Source organism: Candidatus Sulfuricurvum sp. RIFRC-1, assembly GCF_000310245.1.
In the GTDB taxonomy this organism is placed as follows: Bacteria; Campylobacterota; Campylobacteria; order Campylobacterales; family Sulfurimonadaceae; genus Sulfuricurvum.
In genome coordinates this window covers 1,891,720-1,906,913 of the sequence record NC_020505.1, presented here as the reverse complement: position 1 = coordinate 1,906,913, position 15,194 = coordinate 1,891,720, and the positions used below count along the sequence as shown (strand labels likewise).

The following is a 15,194-nucleotide window of genomic DNA, read 5'->3' as shown; positions in this document are numbered from 1 at the left end:
ATGTGTTTATCGATTCCCTCAAAAGTGGTCAGCATTGACACGGAACTTAACATTGCAACCGTCGATACGATGGGAGTTCAGCGGACAGCAGGATTGGATTTGATGGAAGAGGGCACAGTTGCAATCGGCGATTATGTACTGTTGCATATCGGATTTATCATGAACAAGATCGATGAAGAAGATGCTCTCGAATCTTTGAGAGTCTATCAAGAGATACTAGAGGCACTCGATGAAGAAGAACGTAGGGCGTTGGTGCTGGAAGATGACAATTGTATCAACCGAGAAGCCCCATGAGTTCATTGGAACTCAAAGACCTCTATGATGGCTTTCGCAATCCCGAGGTAATCAAAAGCTTTCAAAAGCTGATTGCTGTCGAGGCAAAGAAGCTTGAACGAACCGTTAATATTATGGAGGTATGCGGCGGTCATACCCACACGATTATGAAATACGGTTTGACTCAGCTGTTACCGGAAAACATCAACTTTATCCACGGCCCGGGATGTCCGGTATGCATCATGCCCAAAGAGCGGATCGATCATGCTTATACGTTAGCGATGCAAGAGGATGTGATTTTACTGACATTGGGAGACATGATCAAAGTTCCGGGAAGCCACGGTTCGCTCCAAAATGCCCGTGCCAAAGGTGCCGATGTCCGTTACGTTTATTCGCCGATGGATGCGCTGAAAGTAGCGGAGGAGAATCCAACCAAAAAGATCATCTTCTTTGCGATCGGTTTTGAGACGACGACCCCGATGAGTGCCGCATTACTCGATGTGGTCATCAAACGCGGTATCAAAAACATCTTTTTTCATATCAACCATGTCACCGTACCTGAGGTGATGAAAGAGTTGATTGATAGCCGAGACGAGCACGTCAACAGCTACGATCACCGCATCGATGCGTTTATCGGACCCTCCCATGTGAGCGTGATCAGCGGATCGAAGATTTATGCGGTTTTCCCCGAACATTACCGTATCCCCGTCGTTGTGGCAGGATTTGAGCCGGTTGATGTGATGGAAGCGATTTATATGATGATCAAACAGTTTAACGAGGGACGTAGCGAGCTGGAGATCCAGTACAAACGGCTTGTCACCCATGAGGGGAACCTCAAAGCGCAATCGCTGATCGAAAAGTATTTTGAGAAAGTGGATCTGTTCAAATGGCGGGGGATGGGAAATGTCCCCAATAGCGGTTTAAAACTGCGTGATGCCTTTGCGGCGTACGATGCCGAGGTGCTTTACAAAGAGGTACTTCCCTACGATGAGATCGACGATCACAAACTTTGTATCTGCGGTGATATTCTGCGCGGATTTGCCAAACCGCAAGATTGCAGTGTATTCGGAACGGCATGTAAGCCGAGTTCTCCTCTGGGGAGCTGTATGGTGAGTTCAGAGGGGGCATGTGCCGCCTATTACAAATACGGGAATCTATTATGACAAAAAATATTGTACTCGCCCAAGGCAACGGCGGGGAAGAAAACGCTGAACTGATCTCCAAAATATTTTACAAACATTTTAAAAACGAGATTCTGGCAAAAAGCGAAGATGCGGCGATTATCGACGGAGGGCGTTTAGCGTTTACGACGGACAGTTTTACCGTCAGCCCTATCTTTTTTGACGGCGGTGATATCGGGAAACTGAGCATTTGCGGTACGTGTAACGACCTCGCAATGATGGGGGCGAAACCGACCTATATGACGTGCGCGGTGATTGTCGAAGAGGGGTTTTCGGTTGAAGAGCTGGAGAAGATCGTCCGCTCGATGAAAAAAGAGTTAGAGATTAACGGTGCCATGATCGTTTGCGGGGATACCAAAGTGGTTCCGCGCGGAAGTGTCGATAAGATTTTTATCAATACGACGGGTGTGGGCGTTGTCCAAAAAAGCGGGATATCTTCGAACAGCGTGAGCGAAGAGGATGTGATCATCGTCTCCAACGAGATCGGCAAACACGGCGCGACGATTTTTGCCAACCGCGAAGGGATGGAGTTCAGCAGCAATCTTCAAAGCGATTGTACGTCGTTATGGCCGTTGGTCGAAAAACTCCTCTCGGAGGGGATAGCGATTACGGCGATGCGCGATGCGACGCGCGGCGGTGTTGCGGCGGTGTTGAACGAATGGGCGAAGCAGTCCAAAGTGTGTATCGAAGTGAACGAAGAAGCCATTCCGGTAAGCGATGACGTACGGGGAATCTGCGAGATTTTGGGATTCGAGGCGTACAATCTGGCGAATGAGGGGACGTTTGTTCTCGCCGTTAAACGCTCCGATGCTGAGCGTGCGGTGGACGTGTTAAAAACATTCGAAGAGGGTGTAAAGGCGAGCATCATCGCCTCGGTAACCCATCAGTATGACGGACGGGTTCTCCTTCTTAGTCCGTGGGGATCGAAACGGTTCATGGATTTGCCTACGGGTGAGTTATTGCCTCGAATATGTTAACTGAGGCGAGTTTTGCGTATTTTATTGGTGGTCAGTGCTTTTAATTCCCTCTCTCAACGGCTCTTTTGCCATCTTAGAGATCGCGGAGAGAATGTGGGAGTTGCTTTTGCAATTAACGATGCGCAGCTCATTGCGGAAGTGGAAACCTTTTCTCCCGATATTATCATCGCGCCGTTTTTAAAGAAGAGAATTCCCGAAACGATCTGGAGTGCGATACCGACCTTTATCGTCCATCCGGGGATTGCCGGAGATCGGGGCGCCCATGCACTCGATTGGGCCATTTTAAACCGATCATCGGAATGGGGTGTCACGATTCTGCGCGCCAACGGTGAGTACGATGCAGGAGATATCTACGCACACGGGACATTCACCATGCCGCAGGGGAGTAAAGCATCTATTTATCGCAACGAAACGACGACTCTCGCTATAGAGTTGGTGGATGAACTGTTAGACGTGCTGAATGAGCCGACGTTTATTCCGTTGGCTCAACACGAAAATACTTTAAGCGGTTCGGCGCACAGAGCGATGACGCAGAGTGATCGTCGGATCGACTGGGAGAACGACACTACCGAGAGTATCATTACTAAGATTCGATCCGCCGACAGCCATCCGGGTGTTCTGGATACTATTTTAGGGGTAGAGTGTACCCTCTACGGTGCTCATCGCGAGGGGAGGCTTCGCGGCGGGATCAAAGAGATTCTCGCCAAGCGTGAGGGGGCGATTTGTCTGGGGACGAAAGATGGAGCGATTTGGATTACCCATCTTAAAGAGCGTCATCTTCCGAGCATCAAACTCCCCGCAACCTATGTGCTTAAAGATCGGCTCAAAGGGGTGATGGAAGATCGATTGCCGTTGTTCGTCGATCCCTCTTTAGAGACGTTCAAAGAGATCACCTATCTTGAGCGTGATGAGGTAGGGTATCTCGGATTTGATTTTCATAACGGTGCGATGGGTGCGCATCAGTGTGTCCGGTTGAAATACGCGCTCGATCATCTCAAACAATCGGGGATCAAAGTGCTGGTATTGATGGGGGGAGAAGAGTTTTTCTCCAACGGCATCCATCTGAACATCATGGAAGACTCCAAAAAATCGGATGAAGACGGATGGTCGAACATCCATTCGATGAACGAAGCGGTCAAATCGATTTTACTGTGCGATGAGGTGCTCACGGTGAGTGCATTACGGCGCAACGCGGGAGCGGGAGGGGTCTTTTTAGCCCTTGCTTCCGATTTCGTCGTTGCACGTGAGGGAGTGGTATTAAATCCCCACTACCAAACACTTGGGCTTCACGGGAGCGAGTATTGGACCTATACTTTGCCTCGCCGTGTCGGAGAGATTAAAGCGGACGAACTGACCAGCAGCTGTCTGCCGATCAGTGCCGTACATGCGGAGGCTATTGGTTTGGTCGATACGGTTTTATCCGAAGATGAGGAGAGGTATTTACCGGAGCTTCATCAGTATTGTAAGGAACTGTATGAGGATGAAGAGCGCTATGAGGAGCTTTTGGATATCAAACGTCAAAAAATCCATCATACCTCGTTTACGGAGGAGATTCAGCGTCATCGTGAGATTGAACTGGAGCGGATGTATCCGAGTTTTTACGATCCTGCCAGTGAGTTTAACCGTCTGCGCAAAGATTTCGTTTACAAACTGTGTCCGATACAGACACCCATCTATTTACAAGGAGTAGGAAATGCATGAGTATTCGATTGTGCAGGCGTTGTTAACACAATGTGAAGATATAGCGCGTGAGAATGAAGCGGAATCGGTGACGAAGATTGTCGTAAAAATCGGTAAAATGTCCGGCGTAGAGCCGCATCTGCTTGAAATCGCGTTTAATACGTTTAAAGAAAAAACGGTGTGTGACAGCGCTGATTTTGTACTGAACGTTCAGCCTCTTGTGATTGAATGTAAGCAATGCGGTACCGCAACCGAACTGAGTGAGATATATTATAAATGTCCAGCGTGTGAAAGTTTGGATGTCAAAGTGATCGATGGTGAAGATATGTATTTAATGACGTTGGAAATGGAGTAGAACATGCAAGAATATTGGGAATTATATATGAAAACAATCGATGGCAACATTGCTTCGGTTTTAGTCAATGCAGGTATAGCCGTAGAGTTACCGAGTGAAGATAAGTTTATCGTCGGATTTATTAAGATGAAAATGCATTCTCCCAATGAACGGGGATTAATATCGGAAGAGGAAGAGGCTCAACTCAGTTTTATCGAAGATAAAATAGAGATGGAGTCATTGCGCTATCGTGTCGGAAGTTATGTCGGTAAAATTGTCTCCAATGGTGAGATAACTTTTATTTACTATCTCAAACACGATTTTGATTGGCCGAATGCGGTGCAATCGGCAATGATAGAGTTCCCTGACTACCAATATGAGTATGGTTCCAAACCTGACAGCGAATGGGAGGTGTATCACAAACTTTTGTTTCCCACCCCTGTTGAGTGGCAAATAATCCAAAATCATAAAGTGTGCGATCATTTAAAAACGCAGGGCGATTCGTTGCATTTACCGCGCGCGATTGAACATAAAGCCTATTTTGAAACGGTAGAAAAACGAGAAGGTTTTATCACAGCAATCGAATCGGAAGGATTTAACGTTAAAGACTTAGTGGATGCCAATGAAAACATCCCTATGGTAGGAGTTAGTTTTTACCGACAAGATAAACCTTTTTACTACGATATCGATACGTTGACTCTTTATTTAATCAATCTTTCGGTTCACCACAGCGGAGCTTATGACGGTTGGGAAACGAGTGTCGTAAAAATTTAGCGATTATTTCCTGAAAACCTATTCACTTTTAAGAAACTTTAATCTATAGACGGTGATAATAAGAGTAACAACGTCTCACATTAATATCAAAAGGAGTGAAGTAATGAGTCCAGAGGAAATCATGAAAAAGATTGAAGCACATAAAGGGCTTTCCCGTCGTGACGCACTGAAAATGATGGCGTTATCGCCGGTAGCCGCATCCGTACTCGCCGGATCAGCAGTTGCGACACCCGTACACGCTTCAGCTTCTGATGCGGTGGGAAAAATCGTCATTGTCGGCGGTGGATCGGGTGCGCTGATGACACTGTCGCGCTTACGCCGGGCTCTTTCCAAACCGGATATCACCATTATCGCTCCGAATGAAAAACATGTCTATCAACCGGGTCAGATTTTTGTTGCGGCGGGGGAATATGAGCCGGAGGATATTATTTTTGATAACACCGGATACATTGGGGATGATGTAACCTGGATCAAAGATGAAGTGGCCACGTTTGATCCCGATAACAATAAGCTAACCACCAAAACGGGAACCATTGTCGATTACGATTATCTCGTGGTTGCGGCCGGAGTCCAATACCATTATGAGCAAATCGAGGGGCTGAGTGTCGATATGCTGGGGAAACACGGTATCGCGAGTGTCTATCAAAGTGACCTCGCAGCCGGAACGGCAGAGGGGGCTACAATTACCCGTGATTGGTTTAAGGCGCTTCATGAAGCGGCAAAAACCTCTAAACCTCGTGTTATCTGCACTCAACCCTCCACTCCGCTCAAATGCGGCGGTGCACCGCAAAAAATCCTCTATCTCAGCGACGATTACCTCAAGCGTGATAACTTGGACGCTGATTTCATCTTTGCAACAGCGGGTGAAAAACTTTTTAGTCTCCCTGAGATTGATGCGGCTATACAAAAAGTTCAAAAAGGGTACGGTAATATCACCAACAAATTCGGACATGAACTGATTCGAATCGATGCCGAGAAAAAAGTAGCAACCTTCCATCATACTTATCAGGTACAGGGTGAATACGACAAAGAGTTCGAAGAGTATGAGATGATCGACAAAGAAGAAGAGGTAACGCTGGAATACGATTTTATCCATATTTCTCCTCCGACAGCCGCAGTCGATGCCGTGGCCAACTCACTGCTCGGATGGCAAAAAGGGACGGCAAAAGGGTGGCTGGAAGTCGATCGTGAGACGCTGCAGCACCGTCGCTATAAAAATGTATTCGGTATCGGAGACGTGTGCGGCATTCCTGTCGGTAAAACCGGGGGAAGTGCACGTCATCAAGGGCCGATTGTGGTCGGAAACCTTATTTCGGTGATGGAGAAAAAAGAGCCTTCGCTCAAATTTGACGGCTATACGGTCTGTCCTCTTAAAACATCGTACGGTGAGATTATTATGGCAGAATTTAACTATGACGGTTTAGCTCCGTCATTCCCGCTCGATCCGGCGAAGCCTCGATGGGTATGGTGGGTATTTGATCTCTACATGCTTCAACCCATGTACCGTTATCTGATGCTAAACGGATTAATGTAATACGGTATTACTAAAAAAATATTTTAAGCATTAAAACGTTGAGTTAAATCTAATTGTCATATTTACAAGACGGATGGAATGTTCTTTGCACTACAATAAGAGATTCTGAATCTAGAGTGCAAAGGTGAGTCGTGAGTAATGAATATGTGTTGAAAGATACCGATTTCTTGGTATCACAGACGGACGAAAAGGGAAAAATTCTTTTCGCCAACGAAGATTTTTGCAAAATAGCGGGGTATACACTTGAGGAGTTAGTGGGTAAAGCGCATAGTATTGTCCGTCATCGAGATATGCCGCGTGCCGCATTCAAAGATTTGTGGGATACGATTAAAAGCGGTAAAGTTTGGACGGGATACGTTAAGAATTCGACCAAAAGCGGCGGTTTTTACTGGGTTTATGCTACGGTTTATCCAAATATCGCCTGTGAAGATGGCACCTGTGGATTCATGTCATGTCGACGAAAAGCATCTTCTGATGAGATTGCCGAAGCTGAACGTCTCTACAAAACAATGAATTAAGGGTGCTGTACATGAAGAATTCGATAAAAATAACGATTATAACTATTATTGCTGCACTTGGTTTATTGGTTGGGCTATTGACACAAAGCGTAGGTGTTTTAGTCGGTGTCGTGATTGTTGTACTTGTGGTCGGAATATGGTTGATCACGAGTGCAAATGGAAGAGAAGAGTCTGTTCAAAAGCAATTGGATAATTTTATTCAGCTGTTGCAGTTCAAGCGTAATCGTCTTACGTTAATGGATGCAGAGATAGGGAGTACCGAAGAGAAGCTGAACGCTTTGTCCAAAGCTCATGAAGAGATGCTGCAACAAGATACGTTGGTAGCAGGCGAGATGGTCTTGTTAGCCGACAAAGTACGTCAGGGGCATTATGCGTGTCGTATCGGGAGTGATACAAAAACGCCGCACGTTCACATACTGCGAAAAACGATGAATACGATGCTTGATGCGACGGAAGCAAACTTGGACACTGCAATCCGCGTGTTAGAAGCGTTGAGCGAAGGGAAGTTTTCCACCCGTGCCGAGGTCAAAGTATCGGGGAAAATGGAGACAATGCTTCAGCATATCAATGACTTAGCCGGTGCATTGGAGACGATGGAGTTCCAAAACAACGAAGCCAAAGAGGTTTTAAATAATAATACCAAAAACCTCAAGGCAACCATCGAAGATCTACGCGCCACCAAATTTGTCGAACTCAACGGGATGATTAATTCCACGGTAGAACGGATACAAAGTGTCGCAGGGAAAGAGCATGAACTCTCCGGCAATTTACAAGCGCTTGTCGGGAATGCTCAAGAGACCAAAGCGATTTTGGTGACGATCGGGGATATTGCCGATCAAACCAATCTCCTAGCCCTCAATGCGGCGATTGAAGCGGCTCGAGCAGGTGAACACGGGCGCGGATTCGCCGTTGTCGCCGATGAAGTGCGCAAACTCGCAGAACGTACCCAAAAAAGTCTCGCTGAAATTTCTGCAACGATCAATATTCTAATTCAAGCAATCAATGACAACAGCGAATCGCTTAATAAAAATATGGATGAGATGATAGATTTAACCCAATATGTCGGAACCGTCGATCAAAAAATGGATGAACTGCTCACGTCGATGGATTCAATGAGCTAATTGCTTCGGGAGTTATCCCGTAGAATGTCAGTAAAATTGCCGCTCCGTTTAGATCGCCCATCTCGAGTTTTAGAGATGCGGCATACACTCTCCCCAGCATTCCCGTATGGGTAACAAGAGCATCTTCGATTTGAGAGCTTGGATGAAGAGTTTGAAGCAGTGACTCCATCGGTACGTTCATCACCCCTTCTAATAGTGAAAGCATCGCAATCAAATGTGTTTGGTCGAGTTGAGCTTGGGTAGGTTCTGTGGTAATCATTTCCAATAAAGATACCATCCTGTCTATTCTGCTTTGGGCAAAAACCGCATGGGGATTTTTATCATCGATGGCTCTTGTCCCCGATTTGGAGTAGATGATCAAAAGGAGCCACTGCATCATGGCACTTTTTCCGAAACGCTCAATCATTTCACGGATTGAGAGACTCCCTTCGACGTATTCGGGGTGAACCGATCGGAGAAACTGGAGCAGTTGCAAAGAGAGAATGCCCTGGTATCTAAACGAATCGCATACTTCTTCCATGGGTGCATCATCTTGGAGCAGGGTAAAAAGCTCAATCACATCCATGTACTGCGGATCAATCCGCTTTTGGGTAATGACGTGCGTATGGGCAAAATAGAACCCTTGAAAATACTCAAAGCCCAGTTGCTCGTACGCTTCTGCCATCTCATAAAACTCAACCTTTTGAGCAATGAGTTTCATTTGGCCATAGGGATTTGGGGCATGGGAGAATTGTTCGATATCAGTTTGGGTAACGTCAAATTTGGCAAATTCCATGTACGGAAAGAGGGGGGAGAAAGCCTCGATGTAGTGTGGATTAAAAGATGCATTGTCTAATGCGAACCGATACCCTAAAGCATGATAGTAACGGATTGCTTCATGGATGCGGGCATTGATTTTCATGGATGCTGAGAGTTCGAAGACAAATTTCTCTTTGGGGAGGGTGCGGAGAATATCGGTAAGCAGCAGAGGGCCGTCCGTATTGATAAACGCCAAGGTTTCTCCAAAAGCGGAGGAAGTGCCGATTTGATTGAGCAAATTCACCAGTACCGATGCGGTAGCGTGTCTGGGATCATCAATGACACATTCACCATAACTATTACGATAAAAAAACTCGTATCCGATAATGCTCTCTGCACGGGTTAAAATAGGCTGACGTGCGAGATAAAGATTATTGTGCATCATTGTTGCTTTATATTTTAATGTCTTAAGTGTAGCGTATTTTGAGTATTATTTCAAAAAAGCAATAAAGAGAATTATGATGAACGAACATAACACCATTTATTATAAGGATTATCGTCCTAGCGATTACACCGTTGAGACATGCAGCCTAGAATTTATTATTGAAGAATCCTCTACGCGTGTTGAGAATATTATGGAAATTCGTCGACTTCATCCTGAAGCTAAAGAACTTCGGCTTGATGGGGAAAAACTGGATTTGGAACTCATTTGGGTGAATGATAAATTATTGGAAGCGACGATGTACACACTTGAAGAGAGTGCACTTATCTTTCCGCTGGATTGTGACACCGCCCGTATCCGTATTATCAACCGTATTTATCCCGATGAGAATACGGAACTCGAAGGGCTGTATCGTTCCGGCGATATCTGGTGTACCCAAAACGAGCCAGAAGGGTTTCGTCGCATCACCTATTTTATCGACCGTCCGGATGTGATGACCCGTTTTACGACCAAAATTATCGCCTCCAAAGAGCGTTGTCCGGTGTTGTTAAGCAACGGTAATCTTCGCGGAACGGCGATGTTGGATAATGGTAAACATTTGGCGCTTTGGGAAGACCCTATTCCAAAACCGTGCTATCTTTTTGCCCTGGTAGTGGGAGATTTAGGTTCAATTACCGATACCTTTACAACGATGAGCGGAAAAAAAGTCGATTTAGCCATCTATTGCGATATAGGCAATGAAGATAAATGTCATCACGCGATGCGCAGCTTGAAAAAATCAATGGAGTGGGATGAAGTTACCTACGGACGCGAATACGATCTGGAAGTGTACAACATCGTTGCAGTGGACAGTTTCAACATGGGGGCAATGGAGAATAAAGGGTTGAATGTCTTTAATTCCCATTACGTACTTGCGGATGAAATGAGCGCAACGGACACCGACTTTTTAGGGATTGAGAGCGTTATCGCCCATGAGTATTTTCACAACTGGACAGGAAACCGGATCACGTGCCGTAACTGGTTCGAATTGACCCTTAAAGAGGGGTTGACCGTCTTTCGGGATCAATCGTTCAGTGCCGATATGAATTCCCCTCTGACACAGCGTTTGGACGATGTGCGAGCATTGCGTGAGCGGCAGTTTGTTGAAGATGCCGGCCCGACTGCCCACCCGATCAAACCGGATCATTATATGGAGATCAACAACTTTTACACCGCCACCGTCTATGAAAAAGGGGCCGAAGTGATTCGGATGATGCACACCGTGCTGGGGCGTGAGCGATTCCGCCGTGCAATGGATCTTTATTTCGATACGTTTGACGGAGAAGCGGTAGGAACGGAAGAATTTTTATGGGCAATGCAGAGTGAAAGCCCTGTTGATTTGACCCAGTTTAAACGATGGTATTCGCAAGAGCGTACTCCGACGTTGCGTATTTCAAGCGAGTATTCTTCGGATGCCGCAGAACTCGTATTACGAATCGTCCAAAATATCCCGAAAAACACACAGAACCAAGAACAGCTTCCGTATGCGTTACCGCTCAACATCGCACTCTTGTCTGAGGAAGGAGTGGAATTTGATCTGATACCTTCGGATATTATTTTCCTTAACGCTGCCACGCTGTGGATAACCGATGAGATTACGGAAGTCACATTTAGTGCCATATCTTCGGCTCCCAAACTCTCCTTGAACCGTCATTTTAGTGCTCCGGTGATTATTGAGTGCGATGAACTCGATTATCCGTTTTTAATGGCGCATGATCGGGACGGGTTTGTCCGTTATGAAGCGTCACATCTGTTTGGGATTGAAACGTTAGAAGCGATGATGAGCGGTTCAGAGGCCAATGAACGTTATATCGAGAGTTACGGCGCTTTATTGCGGGATGAATCGATGGATCCGATGTTCAAATCGCAGGCGTTAGAACTCCCTAGCGTTACGACATTGATGCAGCGCCAAGAGACGATCGACGTTGCAGCGATTGTCAATGCTCAAGAAACACTCAAACAGGTATTGGCCGCTCGGTATTTTAATGAACTTCAAGAGTCTATTAGCGCGTTGTACACACCCTCAAATACGGATATCGATGGTCTAAGTATTGGGAAGCGCTCCCTTAAAAATCGACTTCTTGGGATTTTAATGAGTTTGAGGGATGAATCGATCAGCCGTTTGTGCCAAGCGCATTACTATGAAGCCCTCTCGATGAGTGAGCGTTTAGCGGCACTCGATTTGTTAGAAAATTATGCTCCCGAATTAGCGCAAGGGGCATTGGAAGATTTTTATACGCGCTATAGCGATCAAACACTGGTGATGAACAAATACTTTGCGGTACGCGCATCTTCGAGACGTGAGGGGACACTCGAGAGGGTGATTGCACTGCAAGAAGATAGTGCATACGATAGGAAAGTACCGAATTTGGTTCGCTCTTTGATCGGCTCATTTGCCCGAAATCCGGTTGCGTTTTATGATGAGAGCGGAGAAGGGTTTGCTTTTGTCGCCGATAAAGTCATTGAGATCGATGCTCTCAATCCTCAAATCGCTTCGGGCTTGGCGGGAGCATTTAAAAATTACGGGAAACTTTCAACATTGCAAAAAGCCAAAATGGGAGGAGACTTGGAACGGATCAAAAATCATTCTGATCTTTCCAATAATGTTTATGAGATTATTTCAAAGATTTTAGAAGGGTAAATTACATCCCCGGAATACGGGGGAAATAGTTCATTTTAGACATTTTGTAATACCATCCCCAGCCGATTTTGAGCCAGTGACCGATAATCGGCATCGGGATGAGGAGTGCTTTTTTATCGTTTCGATAGACAAATCCGGCGCCGTTGCCCATATCCATAACGCAGAGGATGTTGAGGTGGTCTTGGTAGGTTTTTTTGGTTCCAGCTTTTAATCCCTGTGTTATGGCACTGTTATGAGCCGCATTGCGTGCCATCACTTCGGCCGTATGCCCTTGTTTGGCTCTCCAATCCGGTCCCTCAAGTGCGCTCGCGTCACCGATGGCGTACCATCCCTCAACCCCTTCGACTTCACAATAATCATTGATTCGGATAAATCCGGCATTGTTTAGGGGAAGGTCAGATTCTTTGATTAATGCGGATCCATTCCCGGCAGGGATAAACATGATCAAATCCGCCTCTAAGCGGCTGTCGTCTTCAAAAATAATGCCATCGGATTCAAAACGTTTGATCTTTTTGCCAAAACGGGTCGTAAAGCGGTTTTTTTCAAACATCCTTTTTAGCATAGATAAGGCTTTATCCCCCATTCGTGCACCCGGTTCAGGCATCGGAGCAAAAAAGGTCATTTCATAGTTTTCGCGGATACCGAGTTTGTTGAGATGATGATGGAGATTGAAAAAAAGCTCGAACGCAGGCCCACCGCGAACACTGCTGGTATCATTAGGGTTACCGCCGAAACCGAATGCAATTTTTCCGCTCCCACGCTCAATCAGGGCATCGATTTTTTCTCTGAGCATGATCGATTGCTCCGGTGCTCCGCAGATCGAGAGGGTATGTTCCAACCCTTCGTGCTTCATTTTGGCCGCACCCGTTGCGATGACGAGATGATCGGTTTGGCGAATACCACCCGTTTTGAGTGTAACGGTTTTTTCAGAGGCATTGATGGAGATTACTTGGTCGATATTGAGGGTAAAGCCGTGGCGCGCTGCGATTTGATCAAGTGAGAATGCGACATCATCAAATTGGGCCGTTCTGACCGGAATCCAGATCGCTATGGGGTAGATAAAAACATAACTGCGATCACTGATCAGTTCAACCTTGAAACCCTCTTTACGGTAGTAAATTGCCGCTTCGACTCCGGCAATTCCTCCGCCTATAATGAGAACTTTTTGCACTTTGCCATCCTTTCAAATTACACAAATAATAATTATTCTTTTTAACTATATTATGAAAATTATAATAGCAATGGCGTTGAAAGTCAATATAGATAAATGTTTTATTCGTCATAATTTTTTTTTATTTTTCTTTGTCGTTTATCAATATGGAATACAAATGTTGTGAAAAAAAGTAACACTGTCTGCTTTTGGAATAAATATAGTATAAATTACAAGGCTTATTTTAAGGATGTGATACAATTGTGATGTTATGGTATTATAATCAGCTTTTATGGAATTTATTCGAAGGAGAAGATATGGCAAGAGTAGTTGTTCTAGGCGGCGGAGTCGCTGGACACACAGCCGCAACCTTTGCGGCAGATTGGCTTGGTAAAGATCATGAAGTAGTGGTTGTTACCCCTAATTCAAAATGGAACTGGATCCCCTCAAATATTTGGGTGGGTGTCGGTCAAATGACAAAAGAAGAGGTTACCTTTGATCTCGCTCCTGTATACCAAAAAGCAGGGATTACGTACAAACAAGCGAAAGCGGTAAGTTTGAATCCCGAAGGGAATGCAAGCAGCGACAAACCGTTTGTAACGGTTGAATATACCGGTCAAGGCAAAGCGGGACAAAGTGAAGATGTAACGTATGATTACCTTATCAATGCTACGGGTCCAAAACTTAACTTTGCCGCTACTCCGGGCCTTGGCGATGCTAATGGTTTAGGTGAATTTACGGTTTCCGTTTGTACAGCCGATCATGCTGACCATGCAGCGCATGAGTTTGCAAAATCTATCGAAAAAATGAAAAAAGGGGAGCGCCAAAAATTCCTCATCGGAACAGGTCACGGTATGTGTACGTGTCAAGGTGCGGCGTTCGAGTATATCTTCAACATCGAACATGAACTTCGCAAAGCGGGTGTCCGTGATTTGGCCGATATCCAATGGATCTCTAACGAATCGTTCCTCGGTGACTTCGGTATCGGCGGATTGCACATGAAACGCGGCGGTTACGCGGCTTCTTCACGTCTTTTTGCAGAGTCTTTGTATTCTGAGCGCGGTGTCAAATGGTTGATCGGTGCTCACGTTAACAAAGTTGAAAAAGGGAAAGTTTCGTATGAACTTCTCGATGGTTCAATGGGCGAAGAGACATTCGATTTCGCAATGTTGATTCCACCGTTTGCCGGTGTTGGTCTTAAAGCCTACGACAAAGCGGGTGAAGATATCACGGCTACCGTATTTGCACCGAATGGCTTCATGAAAGTTGATGCAAAATACGATGCAGGTGCTTACGAGAACTGGAAAGCGTCTGACTGGCCTCGTACGTATCAAAATCCAACGTACAAAAATCTCTTCGCTGCAGGTATCGCGTTTGCTCCTCCGCATCCGATCTCTAAACCGATGACTTCACCAAACGGTACTCAAATTTTCCCAACGCCTCCGCGTACAGGTATGCCAAGCGGTATTATCGGGAAAGCGGTTGCACACAGCGTGTGTGATTTGATCAAAAAAGGGCCGGATGCACACTTGCATGAAGCATCAATGGCAGAAATGGGTGCGGCGTGTGTTGCATCAGCAGGTAAAGGTCTATTTGACGGTACCGCTGCGGCGTTGACCGTTTATCCGGTTGTTCCTGACTTCGAAAAATATCCGGGTCTCGGACGTGATTTGGATTATACATTCGGTGAAATCGGACTTGCAGGTCACTGGATCAAGCACATCCTTCACCACATGTTTATCTATAAAGCCAAGCTCAATCCGGGCTGGACAATGATCCCTGAATAAGTAAA

Annotated in this window: 13 protein-coding genes; 11 read left to right on the top strand and 2 right to left on the bottom strand. The window is 45.8% G+C overall.

Going from position 1 to position 15,194, the window contains the following annotated elements; all coding sequences use genetic code 11:
* The 9 genes from B649_RS09620 to B649_RS09580 all read left to right on the top strand — a co-directional run bounded on the left by B649_RS09620 (nt 1) and on the right by B649_RS09580 (nt 8,392).
* On the top strand, nt 1-294 hold the full coding sequence (locus tag B649_RS09620; protein ID WP_015654331.1) for a HypC/HybG/HupF family hydrogenase formation chaperone: 294 nt from the start codon (nt 1-3) through the stop codon (nt 292-294).
* Nucleotides 291-1,436, top strand: coding sequence for a hydrogenase formation protein HypD (gene hypD / locus B649_RS09615; RefSeq protein ID WP_015654330.1), 1,146 nt, complete (start codon nt 291-293; stop codon nt 1,434-1,436). Before B649_RS09620 ends, hypD begins: the two co-directional genes overlap by 4 nt.
* Nucleotides 1,433-2,431, top strand: a complete 999-nt coding sequence (gene hypE / locus B649_RS09610) for a hydrogenase expression/formation protein HypE (protein WP_015654329.1) — start codon at nt 1,433-1,435, stop codon at nt 2,429-2,431. The genes hypD and hypE overlap by 4 nt, the downstream gene beginning before the upstream one ends.
* A 12-nt stretch (nt 2,432-2,443) precedes the next feature.
* Nucleotides 2,444-4,132, top strand: a complete 1,689-nt coding sequence (locus B649_RS09605; RefSeq protein WP_015654328.1) for a hydrogenase maturation protein — start codon at nt 2,444-2,446, stop codon at nt 4,130-4,132.
* On the top strand, nt 4,125-4,466 hold the full coding sequence (hypA, locus tag B649_RS09600) for a hydrogenase maturation nickel metallochaperone HypA (protein WP_015654327.1): 342 nt from the start codon (nt 4,125-4,127) through the stop codon (nt 4,464-4,466). The genes B649_RS09605 and hypA overlap by 8 nt, the downstream gene beginning before the upstream one ends.
* Before the next feature lie 27 nt (nt 4,467-4,493).
* On the top strand, nt 4,494-5,219 hold the full coding sequence (locus tag B649_RS09595; RefSeq protein ID WP_291750894.1) for a DUF695 domain-containing protein: 726 nt from the start codon (nt 4,494-4,496) through the stop codon (nt 5,217-5,219).
* Nucleotides 5,220-5,322: 103 nt separating this feature from the next.
* The gene (locus B649_RS09590) at nt 5,323-6,753 is read left to right on the top strand and encodes an FAD/NAD(P)-binding oxidoreductase (RefSeq protein ID WP_015654325.1); all 1,431 of its coding nucleotides are present in this window, start codon (nt 5,323-5,325) and stop codon (nt 6,751-6,753) included.
* A gap of 131 nt (nt 6,754-6,884) precedes the next feature.
* Nucleotides 6,885-7,271, top strand: a complete 387-nt coding sequence (locus B649_RS09585; RefSeq protein ID WP_015654324.1) for a PAS domain-containing protein — start codon at nt 6,885-6,887, stop codon at nt 7,269-7,271.
* A gap of 11 nt (nt 7,272-7,282) precedes the next feature.
* On the top strand, nt 7,283-8,392 hold the full coding sequence (locus B649_RS09580; protein WP_015654323.1) for a methyl-accepting chemotaxis protein: 1,110 nt from the start codon (nt 7,283-7,285) through the stop codon (nt 8,390-8,392).
* On the opposite strand, the gene B649_RS09575 is transcribed toward B649_RS09580, so the two are convergent.
* The gene (locus tag B649_RS09575) at nt 8,367-9,575 is read right to left on the bottom strand and encodes a hypothetical protein (protein WP_291750893.1); all 1,209 of its coding nucleotides are present in this window, start codon (nt 9,573-9,575) and stop codon (nt 8,367-8,369) included. The two genes, B649_RS09580 and B649_RS09575, sit on opposite strands and share 26 nt — an antisense overlap.
* 73 nt (nt 9,576-9,648) lie before the next feature.
* Between B649_RS09575 and pepN the strand changes: the two genes are divergently transcribed.
* Nucleotides 9,649-12,252: an aminopeptidase N gene (gene pepN / locus B649_RS09570; protein ID WP_291750892.1), complete on the top strand. Its 2,604-nt coding sequence runs from the start codon at nt 9,649-9,651 to the stop codon at nt 12,250-12,252.
* 1 nt (nt 12,253) lies between these two features.
* On the opposite strand, the gene B649_RS09565 is transcribed toward pepN, so the two are convergent.
* Nucleotides 12,254-13,423 carry an FAD-dependent oxidoreductase gene (locus tag B649_RS09565; protein WP_015654320.1) on the bottom strand — a complete coding sequence of 390 codons (1,170 nt, stop codon included), beginning with the start codon at nt 13,421-13,423 and terminating at the stop codon, nt 12,254-12,256.
* A gap of 296 nt (nt 13,424-13,719) precedes the next feature.
* Between B649_RS09565 and B649_RS09560 the strand changes: the two genes are divergently transcribed.
* On the top strand, nt 13,720-15,189 hold the full coding sequence (locus tag B649_RS09560; protein WP_015654319.1) for an FAD-dependent oxidoreductase: 1,470 nt from the start codon (nt 13,720-13,722) through the stop codon (nt 15,187-15,189).
* Nucleotides 15,190-15,194 lie beyond the last annotated feature (5 nt).